Annotated in this window: 18 protein-coding genes; 13 read left to right on the top strand and 5 right to left on the bottom strand. The window is 63.4% G+C overall.

From position 1 onward, the window contains the following. Window positions 1-47 precede the first annotated feature (47 nt). On the bottom strand, window positions 48-2,459 hold the full coding sequence (locus M1R55_RS07050; RefSeq protein ID WP_249393968.1) for a TIM-barrel domain-containing protein: 2,412 nt from the start codon (window positions 2,457-2,459) through the stop codon (window positions 48-50). An 83-nt stretch (window positions 2,460-2,542) separates the two neighbouring features. Here M1R55_RS07050 and mqnE point away from each other — a divergent pair, with 83 nt between their 5' ends. The 8 genes from mqnE to der all read left to right on the top strand — a co-directional run bounded on the left by mqnE (window position 2,543) and on the right by der (window position 9,187). Further along, window positions 2,543-3,679, top strand: a complete 1,137-nt coding sequence (gene mqnE / locus M1R55_RS07045; protein WP_249393967.1) for an aminofutalosine synthase MqnE — start codon at window positions 2,543-2,545, stop codon at window positions 3,677-3,679. Further along, window positions 3,676-3,906 (top strand): hypothetical protein, encoded by a 231-nt coding sequence (locus M1R55_RS07040; protein ID WP_249393966.1) that lies wholly within the window; start codon window positions 3,676-3,678, stop codon window positions 3,904-3,906. The genes mqnE and M1R55_RS07040 overlap by 4 nt, the downstream gene beginning before the upstream one ends. After that, window positions 3,893-4,249 carry a nuclear transport factor 2 family protein gene (locus tag M1R55_RS07035; protein WP_249393965.1) on the top strand — a complete coding sequence of 119 codons (357 nt, stop codon included), beginning with the start codon at window positions 3,893-3,895 and terminating at the stop codon, window positions 4,247-4,249. The genes M1R55_RS07040 and M1R55_RS07035 overlap by 14 nt, the downstream gene beginning before the upstream one ends. Before the next feature lie 115 nt (window positions 4,250-4,364). Beyond that, window positions 4,365-5,237 carry a menaquinone biosynthetic enzyme MqnA/MqnD family protein gene (locus tag M1R55_RS07030; RefSeq protein ID WP_249393964.1) on the top strand — a complete coding sequence of 291 codons (873 nt, stop codon included), beginning with the start codon at window positions 4,365-4,367 and terminating at the stop codon, window positions 5,235-5,237. A gap of 67 nt (window positions 5,238-5,304) precedes the next feature. After that, window positions 5,305-5,820, top strand: a complete 516-nt coding sequence (locus M1R55_RS07025; RefSeq protein ID WP_249393963.1) for a DinB family protein — start codon at window positions 5,305-5,307, stop codon at window positions 5,818-5,820. Next, window positions 5,817-6,188, top strand: coding sequence for an MGMT family protein (locus tag M1R55_RS07020; RefSeq protein ID WP_249393962.1), 372 nt, complete (start codon window positions 5,817-5,819; stop codon window positions 6,186-6,188). The genes M1R55_RS07025 and M1R55_RS07020 overlap by 4 nt, the downstream gene beginning before the upstream one ends. 119 nt (window positions 6,189-6,307) lie before the next feature. Further along, window positions 6,308-7,288, top strand: a complete 981-nt coding sequence (locus tag M1R55_RS07015) for a cytochrome c (RefSeq protein ID WP_249393961.1) — start codon at window positions 6,308-6,310, stop codon at window positions 7,286-7,288. Window positions 7,289-7,864: 576 nt separating this feature from the next. Beyond that, entirely contained in the window at window positions 7,865-9,187 is a 1,323-nt protein-coding gene (gene der / locus M1R55_RS07010; RefSeq protein ID WP_064015721.1) for a ribosome biogenesis GTPase Der, read from the top strand. A gap of 41 nt (window positions 9,188-9,228) precedes the next feature. On the opposite strand, the gene M1R55_RS07005 is transcribed toward der, so the two are convergent. Further along, entirely contained in the window at window positions 9,229-9,756 is a 528-nt protein-coding gene (locus M1R55_RS07005) for an AAA family ATPase (RefSeq protein WP_249393960.1), read from the bottom strand. Between the two features lie 2 nt (window positions 9,757-9,758). After that, entirely contained in the window at window positions 9,759-10,118 is a 360-nt protein-coding gene (locus M1R55_RS07000; RefSeq protein WP_249393959.1) for a hypothetical protein, read from the bottom strand. Window positions 10,119-10,228: 110 nt separating this feature from the next. Here M1R55_RS07000 and M1R55_RS06995 point away from each other — a divergent pair, with 110 nt between their 5' ends. Continuing rightward, window positions 10,229-10,408 (top strand): hypothetical protein, encoded by a 180-nt coding sequence (locus tag M1R55_RS06995; protein ID WP_249393958.1) that lies wholly within the window; start codon window positions 10,229-10,231, stop codon window positions 10,406-10,408. After that, complete coding sequence (locus tag M1R55_RS06990; RefSeq protein WP_249393957.1) at window positions 10,401-11,516, top strand: sorbosone dehydrogenase family protein; 1,116 nt, start codon at window positions 10,401-10,403, stop codon at window positions 11,514-11,516. The genes M1R55_RS06995 and M1R55_RS06990 overlap by 8 nt, the downstream gene beginning before the upstream one ends. A 67-nt stretch (window positions 11,517-11,583) precedes the next feature. Here the strand turns inward: M1R55_RS06990 and M1R55_RS06985 are convergent, their stop codons facing one another. Further along, entirely contained in the window at window positions 11,584-14,616 is a 3,033-nt protein-coding gene (locus M1R55_RS06985; protein ID WP_249393956.1) for an adenosylcobalamin-dependent ribonucleoside-diphosphate reductase, read from the bottom strand. A 276-nt stretch (window positions 14,617-14,892) separates the two neighbouring features. Continuing rightward, on the bottom strand, window positions 14,893-15,612 hold the full coding sequence (locus tag M1R55_RS06980) for a zinc ribbon domain-containing protein (protein WP_249393955.1): 720 nt from the start codon (window positions 15,610-15,612) through the stop codon (window positions 14,893-14,895). Between the two features lie 237 nt (window positions 15,613-15,849). Here M1R55_RS06980 and M1R55_RS06975 point away from each other — a divergent pair, with 237 nt between their 5' ends. From M1R55_RS06975 to M1R55_RS06965, 3 genes are all read left to right on the top strand, one after another. Beyond that, the gene (locus M1R55_RS06975) at window positions 15,850-17,784 is read left to right on the top strand and encodes an HRDC domain-containing protein (RefSeq protein WP_249393954.1); all 1,935 of its coding nucleotides are present in this window, start codon (window positions 15,850-15,852) and stop codon (window positions 17,782-17,784) included. Between the two features lie 102 nt (window positions 17,785-17,886). After that, the gene (locus tag M1R55_RS06970; RefSeq protein WP_249393953.1) at window positions 17,887-18,789 is read left to right on the top strand and encodes a carbon-nitrogen hydrolase family protein; all 903 of its coding nucleotides are present in this window, start codon (window positions 17,887-17,889) and stop codon (window positions 18,787-18,789) included. Further along, window positions 18,786-19,301 (top strand): GNAT family N-acetyltransferase, encoded by a 516-nt coding sequence (locus M1R55_RS06965; protein WP_249393952.1) that lies wholly within the window; start codon window positions 18,786-18,788, stop codon window positions 19,299-19,301. Before M1R55_RS06970 ends, M1R55_RS06965 begins: the two co-directional genes overlap by 4 nt. Window positions 19,302-19,649 lie beyond the last annotated feature (348 nt).

Below are 19,649 nucleotides of genomic sequence, written 5' to 3'. Positions count from 1 at the left end.
CCCCCAGCCGTGTGCAGACTGGGGGCCATTCTCTCTTCCGCTCTGTTCTATTGCCCGCTCTCCTCTTCCTCGATCCTGATTTCCGTCCAATCGGCAGGCAGCGACAGGCGCAGGAGGCCGTCTGCGTAGCTGTGGCTGGCTGCGCCCTGCACACTGCTCACGGACTTCAGGCCCATCAGGTGCAGGCTTTCGCGCTGCCCAAAGTCGGGCAAGTCGCCCCGGCTTTCGCGGCGAATGGTGAGGCTCTGGCCTTCGCGCTCACCCACAATCCGGGTCAGGCGGGAGGGGGCGTCGGCGGGGCCGTTTCCGGCATCCTCGTAGAGTTGGCCCACGAAGCCGTCAGCTCCCGCAAAGGCCAGCCACGACAGGCGCGGCCACTGGGCGGCGGTGGTGTGGGCAGCGGTTGCAGCAAAGGGAATGGCGTGGCCAGCTTTGAGGTACAGCGGCAACACGTTCAGGGGCGCGTCGGCCACTGTGTACGTGCCGCCCGCGTGTACGGCTCCGAATTCGGCCAGATTGAACACTTCGGCCCACTCGCTGCCTGTGGGCAGATAAACGAGGCGGCGCGTATGAGCGGCCCGTAGAACAGGGGCAACCAGCAAGCCTTCGCCCAGCAAATACTGGGTGTCTTCGCGCAGGGCGTCGGCGTCGGCGGCGTGGTGCAGGGCCAGCGGGCGCATCACCGGCAGGGCGTTGCGGGTGGCCTCGTGCGCCAGCGTGTACAGGTACGGCAGCAGTTGCATCCTCAGGTTCAGGGCGGTGCGAATGGCGTTCAGGAAGGGTTCGCCAAAGCGCCAGGGTTCCTGATCGGCGGTGCCGCTGGCCGCGTGGTTTCGCAGAAAGGGATAGCCCACCGCCACCTGATACCAGCGGGCCATCAGTTCCCCGGTGGTATCGCCTGCAAAGCCCGCCACATCGGCGGCGGCGTAGGGAATCCCGCTGAGGCCGAGGCCCTGAATCATGGGCAAACTGAGGGCCAAATGGCTCCAGGTGGCGGTGTTGTCGCCTGTCCAGACGGTGGCGTGGCGCTGAATTCCGGCGTATCCGGCGCGGGTCAGAATCCACGGGCGCAGGTGCGGGCTGAACTGGGCATACCCGGCGCGGGACGCCTCGCTCATGCCGTTGGCGTAGGCGTTATGGACTTCGATATGGGGGCGTGTGCCGTGCCGGGCGTCGTAGGGCAGGGTTTTGCCTTCGGTGACTCGCGGTTGCCGCAGCGAAAAGCAGGCGGGTTCGTTCATGTCGTTCCACTGGCCCGAAATGCCCAGATCGGCAAACAGCTTGTGACGGCTGCCCCACCACGCCACCACTTCTGGCCGCGTGAAATCGGGGAACACGGCAGGATCGGGCCAGACCTCGCCCACCAAGACGTCGCCGCGTGCCGTACGCACCAGATGATCTCCGGCCAACGCCTCGTCATACACGTCGTAGCCGGGCTCGGCCTTCACACCGGGGTCGACGATGGGCACCAGATGCACGCCCTGTTCCAACAGCTCGCCCACGAGGGCTTTCATGTCGGGGAAACGGTGGCGGTCAACTGTCCAGACCTTGTAGGCATCCATGTAGTCGATGTCCACGTAGAGGGCGTCCAGCGGCAGATCGCGCCCTCTGTAGCCCGCCACGATAGCGCGGAGTTCATCGGCGGTTTTGTAGCCCCAGCGACTCTGGGCGGCTCCCAGCGCCCACAGCGGCGGCAGCGGCGCGTATCCGGTCAGATCGGCGTAGCGGCGCAACACGTCGGCGGGGCGCGGGCCTGCCAGCACGTACACATCCAGTTCCGGCCCCGCCGAGGCGAAGGTCAGCGCGTCCGGACGCCTGCGGGCCACATCGGCTTCCATGCGCCAGGGCTCGTCCACAAACACGCCGTGCGCCAGCCCCGCCGTGTCTAGGACAGTGGTAAACGGCACCGACACATACAAAGGATCGGTGTCGGTGTGGTGAGGGAAGCAGTCGGTGTTCCAGAAGGTAAGGTGCATCCCGCGTTTGTCTATCGGGCCGACGCGCTCGCCAAAGCCCAGGTAGGCCGCGCCGTGCGGGGCGTCCAGCGTGAGGCGGGTGCGCTGCAAATCGAACACTTCAGCGTCCAACGCGTCGCGGGCATTGGGCACTTCTCCAGACCAGAGGGCCGCCTGAGCCAGCACGCGCCTGGTCTGGGGGTCGCCGTCCAGCACGAGCCACGCTCCGGTTTCGCGGTTCAGCAGGCAGGTCAGGCCGCCGCCCTGAATGACCAGTTCCGCGCCTGCTTCGCGCACCTGCACGGCTTCAGGGGCCGCCGCGTCGGGCCGGATGGCAAACGAAGATTTGGGCGGCAACTTGGGAAAGGTGTAGGTGCCCGCCCGCGCTTCGGGGGCCAGACGCAGCCGCAGCACGCCGGGCAGGGGCACGCTGACCACCACCACATCGGTGTCTCCCCAGATGCGAACGGTGGAACCCTCGGTGGCAAAATGATCGAGTCTCATGCTGGGAGTCAGGGTAGCGCGTTGGTGGGGCAACCTTCCCCAATGGGACACTTCACCACCCCGCCCCGCGCTACCCTAAGTCCATGAAGTGGCTTCGTGATCAGCACCTCGCGCCCATTGTAGAAAAGGTGGACGCAGGCGAGCGGCTGTCGTTTGATGAAGGCCTGCGGCTCTACCACACCCGCGACCTGAACGCCCTGATGCGCCTCGCCAACACCCGGCGCGAGCAGATGCACGGCGACAAAACCTATTTTGTGCATTCCATGCGGCTAGAATTTACCAACATCTGCTACGTGGGCTGCACCTTCTGCGCCTTTGCCGCGCACAAAACCGAGGAACGGGCCTGGGATTACTCGCCCGAACAGGTGGTGGAGCAGGTGCGGCGGCGTTACCTGCCCGGCATTACCGAACTGCACATGAGCAGCGGCCACCACCCCAACCACAAGTGGGAGTACTACCCGGCGATGGTGCGTCAACTGCGCGAGTCGTTTCCTGATCTTCAGGTGAAGGCGTTTACAGCCGCAGAAATCGAGCACCTGAGCAAAATTGGCAAGCGGCCCACGCTGGACGTGCTGCGCGAACTGCAGGCCGCAGGCTTGGCCGCCATGCCGGGCGGCGGCGCAGAAATCTTTGCAGACCGCGTGCGCCTGCAAGTCGCCAAGAACAAGGTGAAGGCCGACAAGTGGCTGCAAATTCACCGCGAGGCCCACACGCTGGGCATGCGAACCAACGCGACCATGCTGTACGGCCACATAGAAACGCTGGAAGAACGGCTGGATCACATGCACCGCCTGCGCGAACTCCAGACAGAAACGGGCGGCTTTCACGCCTTCATTCCGCTGGCCTTCCAGCCGTTGGGCAATACGTTGGCGCAGAATTTGGGCAAAACTGACTTTACGACGGGGTTGGACGATCTGCGGAATCTGGCTGTCGCCCGCATCTACCTCGACAATTTTCCGCACATCAAGGGCTATTGGGTCATGATCGGCTCGGAACTGACGCAGGTCAGCCTCGACTGGGGCGTGTCCGATATAGACGGCACGATTCAGGAAGAACACATTGCCCATGCGGCGGGCGCGACCAGCCCGATGGCGCTCAGTCAGGCCGGAATGGTACGCATGATTCAGCACGCGGGCCGCACGCCTGTACTGCGCGACGCCTACTACAACGAACTGGAAATCTTTCCGAAGGTGGGCCAGAACCCAGAGGCCGCCGATTGAGCAGACTGCACCGATACCGTCCGGGCCAGTTGGGGTACTGGGGCTGGGGACTCTTGCTCGTGCCTGTCCTGACCGACTTTGTGCTGCGGCGATTCGTGGCTGTCGGCCTTCCTGAAAGCTGGCTGGCAAGCTTGGCGGCCCTGCGCTGGGTGTGGCTGCTGACCTGTATCGGCCTGATTCTGGCCGACCTGATCTACAACAGAAAGAGCTACCGTGCTGCCGCCTGAGCCAACGGTATCAGACCTAGATGCCGTGCTGTACTTGGACGACCTCTGGAACGCTGCCTACCATCACCGCGACCCGGAGCGTATGGCGCGGGTACTGGCCGACGACTGGATGGCCTTTTTTCCAGACGGGCAGGTGGTGTTCCGGGTGGACCTGCTGCGCGAAATGGTGAACAATCCGGCCACCGCGTTGGTGTTTGAGCGCCACGCCTCGCGGGTGTACGGCGACGCGGCGATTACGCGGGGCACGCTGTATGCAGGCGGCGAGCGGGTGCAAAGTTTCCTGCGCGTGTACGCCAGAAGGGGTGGAGAATGGCAAGCGGTGAGTGTGCAGGTGGTGCCGTGAGGACTCGCTTTGCTTGTGGTCTAAGGGTCAAAGGGTCTAAGAGACTAAGAACACAGCTAGCGCAGTTCCTCAGACCCTTAGACCTTTCGACCCTTAGACCCGCACGGGAACAGTCATGACCTACCGCGCGGGCTGGATTCACTTCACCAACGTTGCGCCGATTCTGGATTCGTTGCAGTTGCCGCCGGGCGTGAGCGCCATTACGGGCGTGCCCACCGAAATGAATGCCGCGCTGCTGGATGGACGCGTGGATGTGGCGAATATCAGCGTGGTGGAATTTATCCGCAACGCCGACAAGCTCGAAGCCTTGCCCGATTTTTCGGTGAGCGTGCTGGGGCCGGTGTATTCGGTAAATTTGTTTCATACTGCGCCGCTGCACGCACTCAGGCGAATTGCGCTCACCAGCCAGAGCGCGACCAGTGTGGCCCTGCTGGAAGTGGTGCTGAAGGAGCGTGGGCTGACGCCTGTGCTGGAGGGAGCCGAGGGAACGCCCGAAACGCTGCTGGCGGCGGGCTTTGACGGCGTGCTGAGAATTGGAGACAGCGCCCTGCGCGAGTGGTACGCGGCGGTTGGCCCCCTCACGCCCGAAACCACCATGACTGCCCTGCCGCACACCGGACGCGCAGGCGGGCAAACAGTCCACGTGACCGATCTGGCCGAGGAATGGTTTGCCATTACCGGACACCCGTTCGTGTTTGCCGTGTGGGCTTACCGCAAAGGCCATCCGCCCCCGCCCGACTTGGTGCAGGCCATGCGCGAGGCGCGGCGGGAAGGGTTAGGACATCTGGCAGAAGTGGCCCGCAGGCACGCCCTGAAATTGGGGTTGCCCGAACGGGTGGTGCAGCATTACCTCTGGAACTTCCGATATCACCTGGAGGAACCTGACCGGTTGGGCCTGACCGAATTTGCGCTGAAAGCGGTGCCGGGGCATGCGCCGCTGCAATTTGGGCCGAAGCCGGGAAAGCGGGAAGTGGAACGTACTCTCTAAACAAGGCTAGTCCCTCCACGCTGGCCCCCATAACCCCCAACTGCTCTGCGCCCTGTACCCTAAAGCCATGACTGTTCCCTCTTTTGCTGGGCCAATGGGTTCCGAGCTGGCTGGCGTGCTGGCGACCGCTGTGGCCGCCGAAAACCGTGTGAACGACGTGCTGTGCGGTCACCTGACCACTGAAATGATGGCCGCTCAGACGCCCGGCGGCGGCATGACGGTGGCCCAACATCTAGCGCATATGGCCGGATCGACGAAGTTTTGGCTGGCACAACTGAACGAAGGTGTGGCCCTGCCTTTGCCCGTGCTATACGACGAAACCCAGACCGACGCTTTTGTGGCCCAGGATGATCCCACGCGGGCCGCTGCCGTGATGCGCGAAGTGTGGAATACGACGCTGCAAACGGCAACGGTAGCCACCACGTCTGGCGACCTACCGCACCCCTCACCCGCCCAGTTTGTGCTGCATATGCTGGGGCACACGGCCTACCACCGGGGCCAAATTGCGCTGGCGCTGAAGGTGAGCGGCTTTCCGCTGCCCGATGAAGACCGAATGTGGGGGCCCATGCGGGGCGACGCATGACGCACGAACCGGGAGCGGCCAATTTAGAAGCGGGCTTCAAAAACCGCGTGCTGGCGCTGGTGGCCCGCATTCCCGAAGGCCGCGTGATGACCTACGGGCAACTGGCACTCCTGGCCGGAAGTCCGGGGGCGGCGCGTCAGGCGGGGTTTGTACTCAATTCGTTGATGGGCGGCTCGGAGTTGCCCTGGCAGCGAGTCATCAATGCCCAGGGCCGCGTGAGTACGCACAAAGTCGGCTTCGGCGATATGCAGGAAGGACTGTTGGTGGCCGAGGGCGTGGTACTCGATTCCTCTGGCCGCTGCGACCTGAGCAAAGTACAGTGGTGGCCCGAAGAACAAAAGGATGCCCCGCCCGAAAGTCTGTTTTAAGAGAAAGTTAAGCAAAAGACACAATTGGGCTGGAACTCTTTTCAAACCCTTGCAAGCCATGAAGGGAATGCCCGGTTAAAGTGACAGAAGGGCCGCAAACCGGGCCGTATTCTGGCAGCATGAGCAGCCTAAACCGCAGAGGAAACAACCGAACGAGGTGGATCGCAGGCGACGTGCTGTCTTGGGCCCTGGGCGTCACATTGGGCGTGCTGCTGGGCGTTGTGCTTCTGATCGTGCTGCCGCGCACGCTGCCCAATCCCGGCGGTGCGGCGGCCCCCAGCAGTGAAGGCACCATCGTGGCCCCCGCCGAAACGTCCCAGAGCGGCGCCGGAACCCAGAGTGCCGCCGCAAATGCTGCGCTGGGCAACGACACCAACAATGCCAACGAGTCTGCACAGGGCGAGGTGGCCCCCACAGGCGGCACCCGCGACAGCGATATTCAGACCACGGACGACAACGGCATGAGCATGGGCGGCGACCCAGCCTCCAGTGAATCTACCGACGCAGCACGCGAAGCCGCGACCAACACGGACGGCGGAACCGAGGGCACGGGAAGCGGCGGCACAGGTACCACAGACGCAGGCAACACAGACGAGGCCGGGAACACGGGGAGCGGCACGTCAGGCACGGCCACGACCACTGAAGGCGGCAATACAGACACCACCAGAGGCGCAACCGACGCGAACGACAACGGCGCACAGACCGCCGCCGAGCAACGCGCCAACACCAACGAAGACACCAGCGACACCCAGAACCCCGACGACGAAGCGGGCAAGCCCACGGGAACCACAGAGGGCACCAATCCTGACGAGGCAGCGGTCCGCAACACCGACCCAGCCGGCGACCCCAGCAATGGCCGCGCCGTATTTGCATCGAATTGCGCGGGCTGCCACGGAGCCAACGCCGGTGGCAATATCGGCCCCGCCCTGACTACCCCAGACGGCCCCAAGAATTGGACGCTGGCTGAATTTACGCTGGCTCTGCGCCAGGGCAAAACCCCCGAGCGCGAGTTGAACAGCACCATGCCCCGCTACAGCGAAACTCAGCTTACCGACGAGCAGATCGCAGACTTGCAGGCCTACATCAAAACGCTGAACTGAGAAGCTGAAACGCAAGCCGCCGCCTACAAACTAAGGCGGCGGTTGTGTTGTGCCAGAGGCCAAAACGAAAAATCCGCCCTTCTCGGACGGTGATAAGGCAAATATAGCGCGGTATGCAAGGCTTGTCAAATCATGCAGGCGGGTCTCAAAAATCCCGTTCCAGACAGCGTTGACTGCTTTGTTTCAGCCAACGAAACTCGGCCACTATATACAGAGTTCAACAATCTACTGAAGGTCAACCGGAAAGTCGGACACTCCCCGATCAATACCAAAACAAAAAAAAATCGCCCTGCTCGGACGGTGGCTGTACCTACTTGATTGGGATCAATATAGCGCGGTATGCAGGCACTGTCAAATTATGCAAGTGGGTTTAAAAACTTGCCTAGCACGCATTCCACAACCCTCAACGACTTCTGGGAGCGACAAGCTTATGCATCCGCGTTCGCCCACATTTGCCCCAGTCAAACTGCGTTACACTCTTCAGTCTATGGCCCGAAGCGTTCAGCGTGACGGCGGGCAACGGCGAATCCTTCCCTGACGCGGAAGCTGATTCGACACCGAGAAGGAGCGTCCACAATGCATAAAGTAGCCGTAGTAGGCCGACCAAACGTCGGTAAGTCCAGCCTGTTTAACCGCCTGATTGGGCGGCGCGAAGCTGTAGTAGCCGATTTTCCCGGCGTGACGCGGGATGCCAAAGAAGGCCTGATGTTGTACCAGAACCACCGCATTACACTCATTGATACGGGCGGATTGTGGAGCGGCGACGAGTGGGAAGCCGCGATTCGTGAGAAGGCGGAATGGGCGATGGAAGGCGCACAGGCCGTAATTTTTGTGCTCGATCCCCGCGAGGGCCTGAGCGCCGCCGACTATGAAGTGGCCGACTGGCTGCGGAAACTGGGCAAGCCCGTGATCGCAATGGCGAACAAGATTGACAGCCCCAAACATGAGGTGTATCTGTCCGAGTTGTGGGCGCTGGGCTTTGGCGAACCCATCGCCGTGAGCGCCGAGCACGCACGCGGGCTGGACGACCTGATGGATAGGGTCATGAGCCACCTGCCCGAAGACGACGAGGATGTCTCAGAAATCGCGCCCATCCGAATCAGCCTGATTGGACGGCCCAACGTGGGCAAATCCAGCCTACTGAACGCCATGACCCAGACCGAGCGGGCCATTGTGGCCGACCAACCCGGTACCACCCGCGACAGTCTGGACGTGGAATGGGATTACGGCGGGCAGCGATTCGTGCTGGTGGATACGGCGGGCATTCGCAAAAAGCCCGATACGGCCATCGAGGATTACGCGATTCAGCGGTCTCAGGCGGCCATTGCCCGCAGCGACCTCATCTGGCTGGTCGTCAACGCGGGCGATCTGGGCGACCACGAACTGAAGCTGGCAAATTTGGCCTACGAAAGCGGCAAACCCGTGATCGTGGTGGTCAACAAGTGGGACCTGATCCCCGATGAAGACCTGAAATTCACCGAAAAAGACCTTGCCCAAAAGCTGCACCACATCAGCTACGCGCCGCGTGTGTACACCAGCGCCATCAACGAGTACGGCATTCACGAGATGCTGGCCGAGGCCATGAAACTGCACGCCAAGTGGCAGTCACGCATTCCGACCAGCGAACTGAACCGCTGGCTGGAAGTCTGGCAGATGCGCCAGAGCGTGCCCAACTTCCACGGCAAGAAGCTGAAGATGTACTTCATGACGCAGGTGGAGACCTCGCCGCCCACGTTCGCCATCTTCTGCAACCGCGCCGATTTTGTCACGCGCTCTTATGAAGGCTACTTGCAAAACCGCATCCGAGAAGACTTGGATCTGGCGGGCATTCCGGTACGCCTGAAGTGGAAGGAAAAGGGGCCGTACAAGCGGGAGAAGGGCGCAAACAACGACGACTGAGGCCAGCACAACTCAGCAATAACGTGGATCTGGGGGCAACCTCAGTCCACGTTTTCTGTTGCCTGCAAGACTGCTCTCACCGCTTCCTCCAGTGTGAGGCGCGTCGTATCCACCACCTTCCAGCCCTGCCGCCTAAATTCCTCTCTGTCCTGACTGGCGTGCAGCATCCGAATCACAGGCTCCAGCGTCAGCGGGTCAAAGTGCTTGTTCTGGCGCAGGCGGTTGCGCTCTAAAATCACGTCCAGCTCGGCCCACAGCAGGGTATTGGTGGCCTGCTCCGATAGCCCGAAAGTGGAGAGGTCGGCTGGCCCAAGCACATCGTCGATGGCAACGGCAAACCCGGCCCGGTGATAGATCTCAGCCGTCTGGCCCGCACTTTGCCGCGCCAGGTCAAACTGCCGCTGCGTTTCGGGCGTGAATGCAGGCACGGGGTGGGCAATGCCGGACACGACCCATTCCCGCAGATCGTCTACAGGCAAATGTAGGCCGAACGGATACTGCTCCATCAACGCCCGGCAAAGGCTACTTTTCCCGGTGCCAGGGACGCCTGTGATGATGAACAGCGACATGCTTACTCGGCGCTGTCCTTGTTCTGCATGGCGACCCAATCTTCGTAGGCGAGCGCAGGCAAGAGCGCAAAGCTACCGACAAACAGAGTGGCGAGGGCGGCGGGCACACGCACGGGGGTCTTGCCGTTCAGCACGAGATACAGCGCTCCCAGTGTACTCACCGCGCCGATGTCCATAAACATGATCCGGGCAAATGAACTCTGCTTCAGCGTGGCGCGTGTGCCGAGTTCTCCGCTGCGTTTGCGGCCTAAGGTGGCCGTGAGAATCAGCAGGGCGAATAGGCTGCCGTACAGTTTCAGGCGCTCTGGGCCGGGGCGGCGATATTGTTCTGCGGCGGTACTCACGGTATCGGTCAGAGACATGGCTGAGCCTACCCGCTTTTGCTGTGGCCTGCCCAGATCACTCAACCCTTACCCAGCAAATACTGAGAGCCTACACATCCACCCGGTCAGCGCGGCTTCTAGGCTGGGGCATGCAACCTTCTCCAGTTCGGCCATCGCCCGCGCAGCACGTCATTCGCTGGATGTTGGGGGGCCTGGTGGTCTTCAGCCTCGCCGCGTGCAGCCCTGCCGGGGGCAACGATGACGATGAGGATTCCGGCACGGTCACCGAGCAAAGTCAGGAAAACGACAGTGAAGGCGAAGATGATTAAAGCGGGCTTGGCGGCGGCCCTGACGTTGCTGCTGGCCTCTGCCCAGGCCCAGACCGCGCCTGCCGTGAAGCTCACGCCGTTCGTAAGTGGGCTGGAGCAGGTGACGGCCCTGACTCATGCGGGCGACGGAAGCAACCGCCTGTACGTGGCGCAACAGGACGGACGTATCCGGACTCTTACGGGCGGAAAAATTCAACCGAATTTGTTCTTGGACTTGCGGAGGCGCACCAGTGCGGGCGGGGAACGTGGTCTGCTGGGGTTGGCCTTTGACCCAGCTTACAAAACCAACCGCCGCGTCTACGTGCACTACACCGACCTGAACGGCGATACGGTGCTGGCCCGCTACACCGCCACCGCCGACTTTTCCCGCGCAGACCCGGCCAGCGCACGCACGCTGTTTACGGCCAAGCAGCCGTATGCCAACCACAACGGCGGGCAATTGGCCTTTGGCCCCGACAAGTTCCTGTATCTGGGACTAGGCGACGGCGGCAGCGGTGGCGACCCCCAGAACAACGGGCAGAATCTGGCCTCGCCCCTAGGCAAAATCCTGCGTTTCGACGTGCGGGGCGACGCGGCCAAACCTGCCCCTGGCAATCCGTTTGCCAGCCGCAAGGGGGCCAATCCGTATATCTGGGCGTATGGCCTGCGAAATCCCTGGCGCTTCAGCTTTGACCGCACTTCGGGGGACCTGATCATTGCCGACGTGGGCCAGAACGAGCAGGAGGAAGTAGACCGCCAACCCCGCGCCAGCAAAGGCGGCGAGAATTACGGCTGGAAAATCCGCGAGGGTACGCAGTGCTACGAGCCGTCCAGCAACTGCACCAGCGCTGGCCTGAAAGCGCCCGTGCTGGTGTATGGCCGCAATGAAGGCCAGAGCATCACGGGCGGCTACGTATACCGGGGCAGCGCCATTCCCGCCCTGAAGGGCCAGTACGTATTTGCCGACTTTGCCAGCGGAACCCTGTGGGCCGCCCCCGCCAGCGGTGCTAGCTGGAAGAAGGCGCAGATTGGGCGCGTGGGCAGCCCCAGCACCTTTGGCGAAGATGAGCAGGGCGAACTGTATGTGGCGGAGTACGGAACAGGGCGGATTTTGAAATTCAGCAAGTAAAGTGCGCCCAATAGACATGGCCCCGACATTATTCAGTCGGGGCCAATTTTTCGCGTCTATATCACTCTTAACCGCACTTGCTATAGCCGCACGCCTGACATTTCAGGCAACCCTCTTCGCGGATCACAGCTTTTTCCTCGCACACAGGACAGCGTTCGCGGCTCATGCTGTCCATGCCCGACACACTCACGCCGGACACGCTGACACCAGTAAGCGCGGCGGCTGGCGTATCGCTGCTGCCCCCAGCCAGCGGCGGCAAGGCTCCGGCATCCATGTCTTTCTGGAAGGTTTCCAGCGCCACTGCGATCAGGTCGGCTTTGCTGCCCACCAAGCGCCCGTTGTAGCTGCCGTACAGCCCGCCGTTCAGGCCGCGCAGGGTTTTGATGATGGCCTGTGCAGGAACGCCGTGCTGGAGGGCAATGCTGACCACCCGGCCCAGCGCTTCGGAGTCGGCGTTGGCCTCGTCGCCTGCCCGCCCGCTGATCACCATGACCTCTACAGGTTTGCCGCCCAGATGGTTGACTGTGACAAGGAAGCTTCGGCGGTGGCCGCTGGTCGGGTCGGTCAGCTTGACCATATCGGTGATGCCCTGCAAGCGGGCGGGGCGCTCGTAGACGGGAGCGGTGGACGCGGCGGCGCGGGGAGCAGGTTGCGGCGCGGCCACAGGAGTAGGCACGCTCACGGGTTCGTCCTGCAGGCTCTCGCCCATCACATCGGCGGCCTGCAGGGCAGGCACTTGCTCAGCTGGAACCTCGGCTTCTTCCGCCTTCTTCTCCTTGGTTTTACTCGTACTCAACACCTGAAACTGGCGCGAGCCATCGCGGTACACGGTGATGCCCTTGCAGCCCGTGCGGTAGGCCTCGCTGTAGGCGTCCTGCACGTCCTGCACGGTGGCGCTGTTGGGCAGATTGATGGTCTTGCTGAGGCTGTTGGCCGCGTAGCCCTCCGCATCGAAGGCCACCTGCACCGTGCCCTGCATCCGCACATGGTCGGCGGGCGCGATGTCGTGGGCGCACACGAACACCTGCTGGAGGGCGTCGGGGATGAAGGCCAAGCCCACCACGCTGCCGTGGTTTTCGGACACGGCTTCGGTCACCTTGTCCCAGTTCCAGCCGCCCTTGCCGTCATCCATATTGGCGGCGGGCGGGTAGGTTTCCAGCAGTTCCACGAACAGTGGGGCCAACAGTGCGCGGTACTCGCTGCCGATCTTGCGCCAGATGAACGGGCTGAAGACTGGCTCAATGCCGCTGGACACGCCCATCAGCATACTCGTGGTGCCAGTCGGGGCCACCGTCAGCACGGCCACGTTGCGGCGGGGCGCGTGCGGCATCTTGTCGGCGTTGCGGGTATACACCGGGTACACGCCGCGCTCTGCACCGAGGCGTTCGCTTTCGGCCACCGCTTCCTCGCGCAGCGCCCCCATAATTTCGGCAATGGCCTGCCGCCCGGCGTCGTTGTCGTAGCGCAGGCCCAGCTTGATCAGCGCGTCGGCCAGTCCCATCACGCCCAGGCCGAGGCGGCGCAGGTCTTGCGAGGCGATGCGGTTGTCTTCCAGCGCGAACACATTCACGTCCAGCACGTCGTCCAGAAAGCGGACGCAGGTACGAACATCGGCGCGGAAGGCGGGGAAATTGAAGGTGCTGTTCTGAACGTAGGCGGCCAGATTGATGGCCCCGAGGTCGCAGGGTTCGCCCACCGTCAGCGGGATTTCGCCGCAGGGATTCGTACTCCGAATCTGGTAGCGCTCGCCCAGGTCTTTCAGGGCGCTGTATTCGTTCACGCGATCCGCAAAAATCAGGCCGGGTTCGCCCGTGCTCCAGGCGTGCTGGGCGATCTGATCCCACAGCCAGCGGGCCGGAATGCCAGTGCCAGAACCGGGCTGTTGATACACAGGCACGCCACGTGCGCCGTCGTCTGCGCGGTCGGGCAGGGTGGGCAGCGTGCCGTCATACGCGACTACCTGAAGCATCAGCGCATATTTGCCGGGAACGTCCTGCGCGGCAATGGGCCACACGGCGTCGGTCTGCAAGGCATTCCAGAATTTCTCGCCCACCAGAATCGAGATGTTGAAGGTGGAAATATCGCCCTCGGCAGCCTCGCGATCCAGGTCTTTGGCGGTCAGGAAGTCCAGCACATCGGGGTGGTCTATGGAGATGGTCGCCATGCCCGCCCCGCGCCGCGTGCCGCCCTGACGGACCACGCGCAACACCGGCGAGTACACGAAGCGCAGCGTATTCACTGGCCCGCTCTGCTCCGCGCCCCGGTTGGCCCACTCCAGGAAGTTGTCGAAAATTTCCATCAAGAAGCTGACTGGGCCGGAAGAAGTGCCCCCCGATCCCTTGATGGGCGCACCCTCGGCCCGCATCTCGGACAGGTTGATACGTGGCTCCAGCCCCAGCTTGGCATCCTCGGCCACCTTTCTGGCAGAGTCGGTGATCCCGCCCATATCGTCGGGTACGGACTGTACGCCCTCGGGGAGCGCCCGCACGATCTGAACTCCGTTCTGGCGGGCCTGCGCCACCAGTTCGGGCCGGATGGCCTGCCCGTAAATGACCCGCGTCCAGTTGCGAATCGCCACCGGTTGCTTGTCACCGTCGGGCTGTGTGGGCGGGCGCATCAGCCCTTCTATAAAGTCGCCCACGTCGGCGTGCGCGGCGCTCATGTAGGCCCAGCCGCGCACGCCCGCGTCGCTGCGGCTGCCCTCGGCGCGGGGCAGATATACGTCCAGATTGACGCCGTTGCCGCCGCCCACTTTGGTGACTAAGGCCAGTTTCTTGGCGACTTCCATCACGCCCTCAAAGCTGGCGGGGTCGTGCGCAGTGGCCCCCTGCACAAAGCAGTTCAGAACGTTGCCGTGCTGCGTACCTGCCCCTGCCAGCACGCGCCCACCGGGGCAGAACTTCTTTTCGGCCATCAGGTCAAAATATTGCTGCGCCCACTCCTGACGCACTTCCGGTGCTTCCGCCCCCGCCACCCAGTTGGCAATCCGCCGGAACATGCCCGCAATATCGCCGTCGCTGGGCTGCAAATACTGGCGCTTGGCAATGTGCTGGGCGTTGTCGTCAAAGTGGGTCAGGGTAGACAGGGGCAGGCTGGTCATGGTGGAGGCTCCTTGGAAAATGAGGGAAATCCGTGACAGGTCACGTCGGTCAAACCGCACGACCACAGTGGCTGTACAGGTATGTCCTTCTGGCCCAACTCTAGAAATAATTAGCGTCGTTCAATTGTACGTTCATAAACAAATCCGGCACAACAGGTTGTAGCGATATGACTTTCAAGCTACAAGATACAGCCCCCGGCCCTCCGAAGAGAACGAGGGGCCGATAGAGCCGCAAAAACTCAGGATTCAGGCCAATTCTTGAATAGAAACGGTTACCTAGACATCCAGCCGGATCAGGAAGCGTCCGCAGGAGGGACACTTCACGGGCGGCAGCTTGCCCAGCGCCGCTTTTTGCTGCACGTTGACAGGCAAGTTCACGTTGCAGCCTGTGCAGCGCCCGGCCGAAATCTCCACGACCCCCAGACCCTTTTTGGCCTTACGGATCATGTCGTATTCCTTGACGGTGCGGGCGTCGAGATTGGCGACCAGTTCGGCACGTTCGGCGCGTGCGCCCTCGCCCTGATCACGCAGGGTCTGAACTCGCGCCTCGTCTTCGGTTTCCAGTTCGCCGAGGCTGGGGCGCAGGGCGCGGTGTTCGGCCCGCAGTTCGGCGGCCTTTTCGCCCAACTCGCGCTGCTGCTCGCGCAGGGGCAACAGGTCTTCTTCCATCTCCTCGGCCCGCTCCCCCAACATCTGAATGCGGCTGCCGTACTGAGATTGGGCGCGGGCGTCAAAGGCGTTTTTGTCCAGCTCATCCTGGGCGCGGGCCATCTGCTCACGGGTTCCCGCGAGGTCAAGCTCTTGCTGGCGCACCTTTTTATCGGTGGCCTCCAGGGTAATTTCGGTGTCTTCGAGAAGGTTGTTCAGGCGTTCTTGCTCGGCGCGGGCGCTCCGCAGGGCTTCTGGAATGTTGCCTTCCTCGGCACGCAGGCGGTCTAAGTCCAGATCGAGATGCTGAACGCGGTGCAGGCGTGAAAGGGGTCCGGTATCGCTCATCAAGGTCAGTCTACCCCCGATGTGGCCCCCTACCCCCGCCGCCGCCGAAAGAGGCCGGGAAGTACCTGCACGGCTTAGGCTGTTCTGGACGGCTCCAGACCCCATTTGGTACAGGTCAGACATCAGAGGCTCAGGCTTCCTTAACCGACCTCTTCTGTCGGCTGTTTGCCCTGTGAAACTTGGCAACAGGTGAGCAGCCCGCACAGTCGAGCGCCGCCGTGCGGCACAATAGACGGCATGACCGACTCGCGTTTTGTTGCCTCTTCCCCTCGCCCGGACAATAGGCCCGATTTGCCACTGGTGTCGCTGCACACCGTTCGCGGCGACCCGCACGTGCGGCTGGCCGGGGCACTGGCTGCCCTGGAGGGCGCAGATTGGGGACTGCTGCTGGGCGGAGACGCGGCGCTGGCGCGTCAACTGGCGGCCATATTGGGCGGCGGAACCCTGCGCGTCGATAGCCGCCTGAGTGTAAACCGCGACGCGCTGGCCGGAGCAGGCCTGGCGGTGGCCTCACTGGACGCTGACTGGAACGGGGCGCGCGCCGTCTGGCTGATGGAACCCGACGCCCGCACCCTGGAACGGGCGGCTCGGGCAGGCGTGCGCGTGATCGTGGACGCGACCCTTGCTCCCGGCGGCGGCTGGCCCACACGCGGGGCCGACCTCGTGGTGTACCGCGACGGCGTCACCCTGACCGGACATAGCGACGGCACACTGGCCGTTCTGTTCGGCACGGGCCGCGCCCCCATGCCTGCCGCGCCTGCCCCCGCCGACCTCACGGTGGCCCTCGCCCTGCGCGATGTGGCGACCCTGCCTCTGCGGCTGGCCCGCGCCGCCCGCACCACCCTGCAACTGGCCGAGCGGCTGGGCGGCACGGCGCTGGAAGCTGGCCCCACCGCCCTGCTGCTGGCCCCCGACGCTGCCGCAGACACCTTCTCGGCCCCCGGTGGAGTGATGGCCGCCGCCCGCAGCGTACCCGCCGGAGTGCTGCTGACGCCCGGATTGCAAGACCTGAACGCGGTGCTGGCCCTGCTGCGCTCTGAAACCGAGCAACCCGGCACTCCAACACCGCTCCCCAACGAGCAGTGGAACGCCCGCGACCAAAGCGTGCCCGCGCCTGTTGCTGCTGAAGCAGAAGCCCGTGACCCAGAACCTCAAGACGCGCCTGCTGCTGAGCAGCGCAGCTTTGCGCAACGGGATGGACAGCGGGATGGAGGGCAGCAAGGCGGCCAACGCCGGGGCAGGCAAGACGGCAGGCGCGACGATGGACGGCGCGGGGAGCGCAACAGCCAGAACGAGCCGCGCCGCTTCGAGCGGCCCCGCGTGGATCAGCCCCGGACAGATCAGCCGCGCCCCGACCAGGCCAGAGCAGATCAGACTCGCCCCGACAGCGACGCGCCGCCCGAACGCTTTACCTTTGACGCGCCGGATAACAGTTATGCCGACAATCAAACAGAGGCGGCTCCCACTCAGACTGCCCCGACTCAGGCCGCTGCGCCCGCAGTTGCCCCGACTACCCACGCGCCGGAACCCACTTTTGCGGTGCCTTCTGCTGCACACGATGAGGTGTGGGAACCGGAAATCGTGTTCAGCGATACGCCCAAGCAGGGTGCACTGACCGACGCCGTGCACAGGCAGTCGGAAAAAGACCGGGGCGAAGAGTTGCCCGAAGACGCCGCCGTAGATGCGGTGCAAGCTGAAGCGCAAGCAGCACAGGACGATGCAGAACAAATCGGTATGGAAGCGGACGCGGCAGGCTCTTTTGCAGAGGCGCTGGCTGAGTTTGAACAAACCGAGGCCGGGCAAGAGCAGTTGGAGCAGGCGCAAGTTGAGCAGACACAACTGGAGCAGACACAGGCCCCCGCACCCCTAATTTTGGCCCCCGATTTGCCGCCCACGCCGCCCGCCACACAGGGCACCGACGCCGAGCGCCCTGACCCCACTGCCGACCTGACGCCCGAACAGGCCGCCATCTATGCCCGCCTGCGCGACTGGCGCAACGCCGAGGCCAAACGGCAGGACATGAGCCGCTTTATCGTGGCCAGCAACGCCACCATCGCCGAAATTGCTCGCCGCGTGCCCTATACCGCCGCCGACCTGAAAGCCGTGCGCGGCATGGGGCCAGAGCGGTTGCGCAAGTACGGCGAAAAGATTTTGGAAGTCGTTCGGGGGTAAAACCTGTCCGGGCTGAGAGGGCGTGACGGCGCATAAGCGGTGGGTACAGAGCAACAGGAGGAGTCCTGCTCTCTGCGCCCACCGCTCCTTTACACTTTCCCCATGACCACCGTCCGAGTCGCCGCTGCCGCCTACCCCGTAGACTTTTTGCCCGACTGGGCGGCGTACCAGGCCAAGATTTCGGCGTGGGTGGCCGACGCTGCGGGGCAAGGGGCGAGTCTGCTGGTGTTTCCGGAATACGCGGCGCTGGAACTGGTGGCGCTGCTGCCGCCCGAACTTCACCATGACGTGACCGCCATTCGGCCCGCGCTGCAAGCCTTTTTGCCCCAATTTCTGGCCCTGCATTACCAGTTGGCGCGGCAGCACGGCGTGGGCATCGTGGCGGGCAGCCTGCCTGTGGCGCACGCGGAAGGCTTCGTCAACCGCGCTTATGTGTTTGGGCCAGATGGACAATGCAGTCATCAGGACAAATTGATGATGACCCGCTTCGAGGCCGAGGAGTGGCACATTTCGCCGGGGTCAGGGCTGCGTGTGTTCGAGTTGGGCGGCGTGCGCTACGGCATCGTCATCTGCTACGACTCCGAATTCCCGCTGATGTCTCGCCAACTGGCCGAGGCGGGGGCGGAAGTGCTGCTTATTCCCTCGTTTACCGGGGCCAAACGCGGTTATACGCGGGTGCGGGTGGGCAGCATGGCACGGGCGTTGGAAAATCAGGTGTACGCCGTTCACGCGCCCCTGATCGCCGACGCCGATTGGACATACGCCGTGGAGGAAGCGGTGGGCATGGCCGGGATTTACACCCCATCCGACGACGGCCTGCCTGAAGACGGAGTGCTGGCGCAGGGCGGCTGGAACCAACCCGGCTGGCTGGTGGCCGACCTAGACCTGAGCCTGACCCGGCATGTACGGGCAGACGGCCATGTGCTGAACTGGCGTGACCGCGTGGCCGCCACCGAGCGTGTGACCCCCGCCGAAGTGGTGGATTTGAATGGAGTCGGCGTGTGACCTTACCGCTGACCATTCGCGCCCTGACCGCTGCCGACGCCCCCGCTTACCGCGCCGTGCGCCTGGCGAGCCTGGAGAACGACCCCGCCGCCTTCATCACCACCGCCGCCGAATTCGCCGCTCGATCCCTGCCCGATGTGGCCGAACGCCTCGTACCGACTGAATTGGCGGTGACCTTCGGCGCGTTTGCAGACGCTGACCTGGTGGGCCTGCTGACGGTGGCCCGCGAATCCAGACCCAGCTTGGCTCACCGCGCCAACGTGTTTGGCGTGTCCGTGCTGCCCGCCGCACGGGGTCGGGGCGCGGGTGCAGCGTTATTACAAGCCGGACTGACCCAGATTCGCAGTTGGTCAGGCGTGAGCGTGGTACTGCTGGGCGTGACCGAAACCCAGCACACGGCCCGAAGGTTGTACGAACGGCACGGATTTTCGGTGTGGGGCACGCAACAGGAAGCCGTGCTGGGCGCGGGCGGGGAACGATTGGCCGAGCATCATATGTTGCTGCGGTTGTAGTTGAGCCTGGGAGCAGTCTAAGGGTCTAGGGTCTGAGTGTCTAAGAAAGGGCAGAAGGACAATCGCGTTGCTCACTCACCCCTCTGCTTCGCAGCTCTGCGAGTCCCACCTTCGGGCTGTGCTAGTCAAGGGTGAGGAGCTAGAAGCCCCTGACACCGCCACCCTCAAGTATTTCCCACCTAACTCCGTGTGAGGCCGTCGTGCGTGTAACGCGCGGGCCAATTCCATTTTGGAATGAACTGGCAATTCCGCTTCAAAAGAGGGAGTGGGCCGAGTCAAAACGCGACAAGATCAATCCTGCCCAGTGCAACGCCAACTCCCTGACCCCTTTGGGGGTGGGGGCTGGGG

Source organism: Deinococcus sp. QL22, from assembly GCF_023370075.1.
In the GTDB taxonomy this organism is placed as follows: domain Bacteria; phylum Deinococcota; class Deinococci; order Deinococcales; family Deinococcaceae; genus Deinococcus.
This window is presented reverse-complemented; position numbering and strand designations above follow the sequence as displayed.

Coding starts and splice junctions, on each gene's coding strand:
- M1R55_RS06980 (WP_249393955.1), bottom strand. CDS start 15,612: ATGAGCGATACCGGACCCCTTTCACGCCTGCACCGCGTTCAGCATCTC.
- M1R55_RS06970 (WP_249393953.1), top strand. CDS start 17,887: ATGACCACCGTCCGAGTCGCCGCTGCCGCCTACCCCGTAGACTTTTTG.
- M1R55_RS06975 (WP_249393954.1), top strand. CDS start 15,850: ATGACCGACTCGCGTTTTGTTGCCTCTTCCCCTCGCCCGGACAATAGG.
- der (WP_064015721.1), top strand. CDS start 7,865: ATGCATAAAGTAGCCGTAGTAGGCCGACCAAACGTCGGTAAGTCCAGC.
- M1R55_RS06995 (WP_249393958.1), top strand. CDS start 10,229: ATGCAACCTTCTCCAGTTCGGCCATCGCCCGCGCAGCACGTCATTCGC.
- M1R55_RS06990 (WP_249393957.1), top strand. CDS start 10,401: ATGATTAAAGCGGGCTTGGCGGCGGCCCTGACGTTGCTGCTGGCCTCT.
- M1R55_RS07025 (WP_249393963.1), top strand. CDS start 5,305: ATGACTGTTCCCTCTTTTGCTGGGCCAATGGGTTCCGAGCTGGCTGGC.
- M1R55_RS07020 (WP_249393962.1), top strand. CDS start 5,817: ATGACGCACGAACCGGGAGCGGCCAATTTAGAAGCGGGCTTCAAAAAC.
- M1R55_RS06985 (WP_249393956.1), bottom strand. CDS start 14,616: ATGACCAGCCTGCCCCTGTCTACCCTGACCCACTTTGACGACAACGCC.
- M1R55_RS07005 (WP_249393960.1), bottom strand. CDS start 9,756: ATGTCGCTGTTCATCATCACAGGCGTCCCTGGCACCGGGAAAAGTAGC.
- M1R55_RS07050 (WP_249393968.1), bottom strand. CDS start 2,459: ATGAGACTCGATCATTTTGCCACCGAGGGTTCCACCGTTCGCATCTGG.
- M1R55_RS07000 (WP_249393959.1), bottom strand. CDS start 10,118: ATGTCTCTGACCGATACCGTGAGTACCGCCGCAGAACAATATCGCCGC.
- mqnE (WP_249393967.1), top strand. CDS start 2,543: ATGAAGTGGCTTCGTGATCAGCACCTCGCGCCCATTGTAGAAAAGGTG.
- M1R55_RS07015 (WP_249393961.1), top strand. CDS start 6,308: ATGAGCAGCCTAAACCGCAGAGGAAACAACCGAACGAGGTGGATCGCA.
- M1R55_RS07030 (WP_249393964.1), top strand. CDS start 4,365: ATGACCTACCGCGCGGGCTGGATTCACTTCACCAACGTTGCGCCGATT.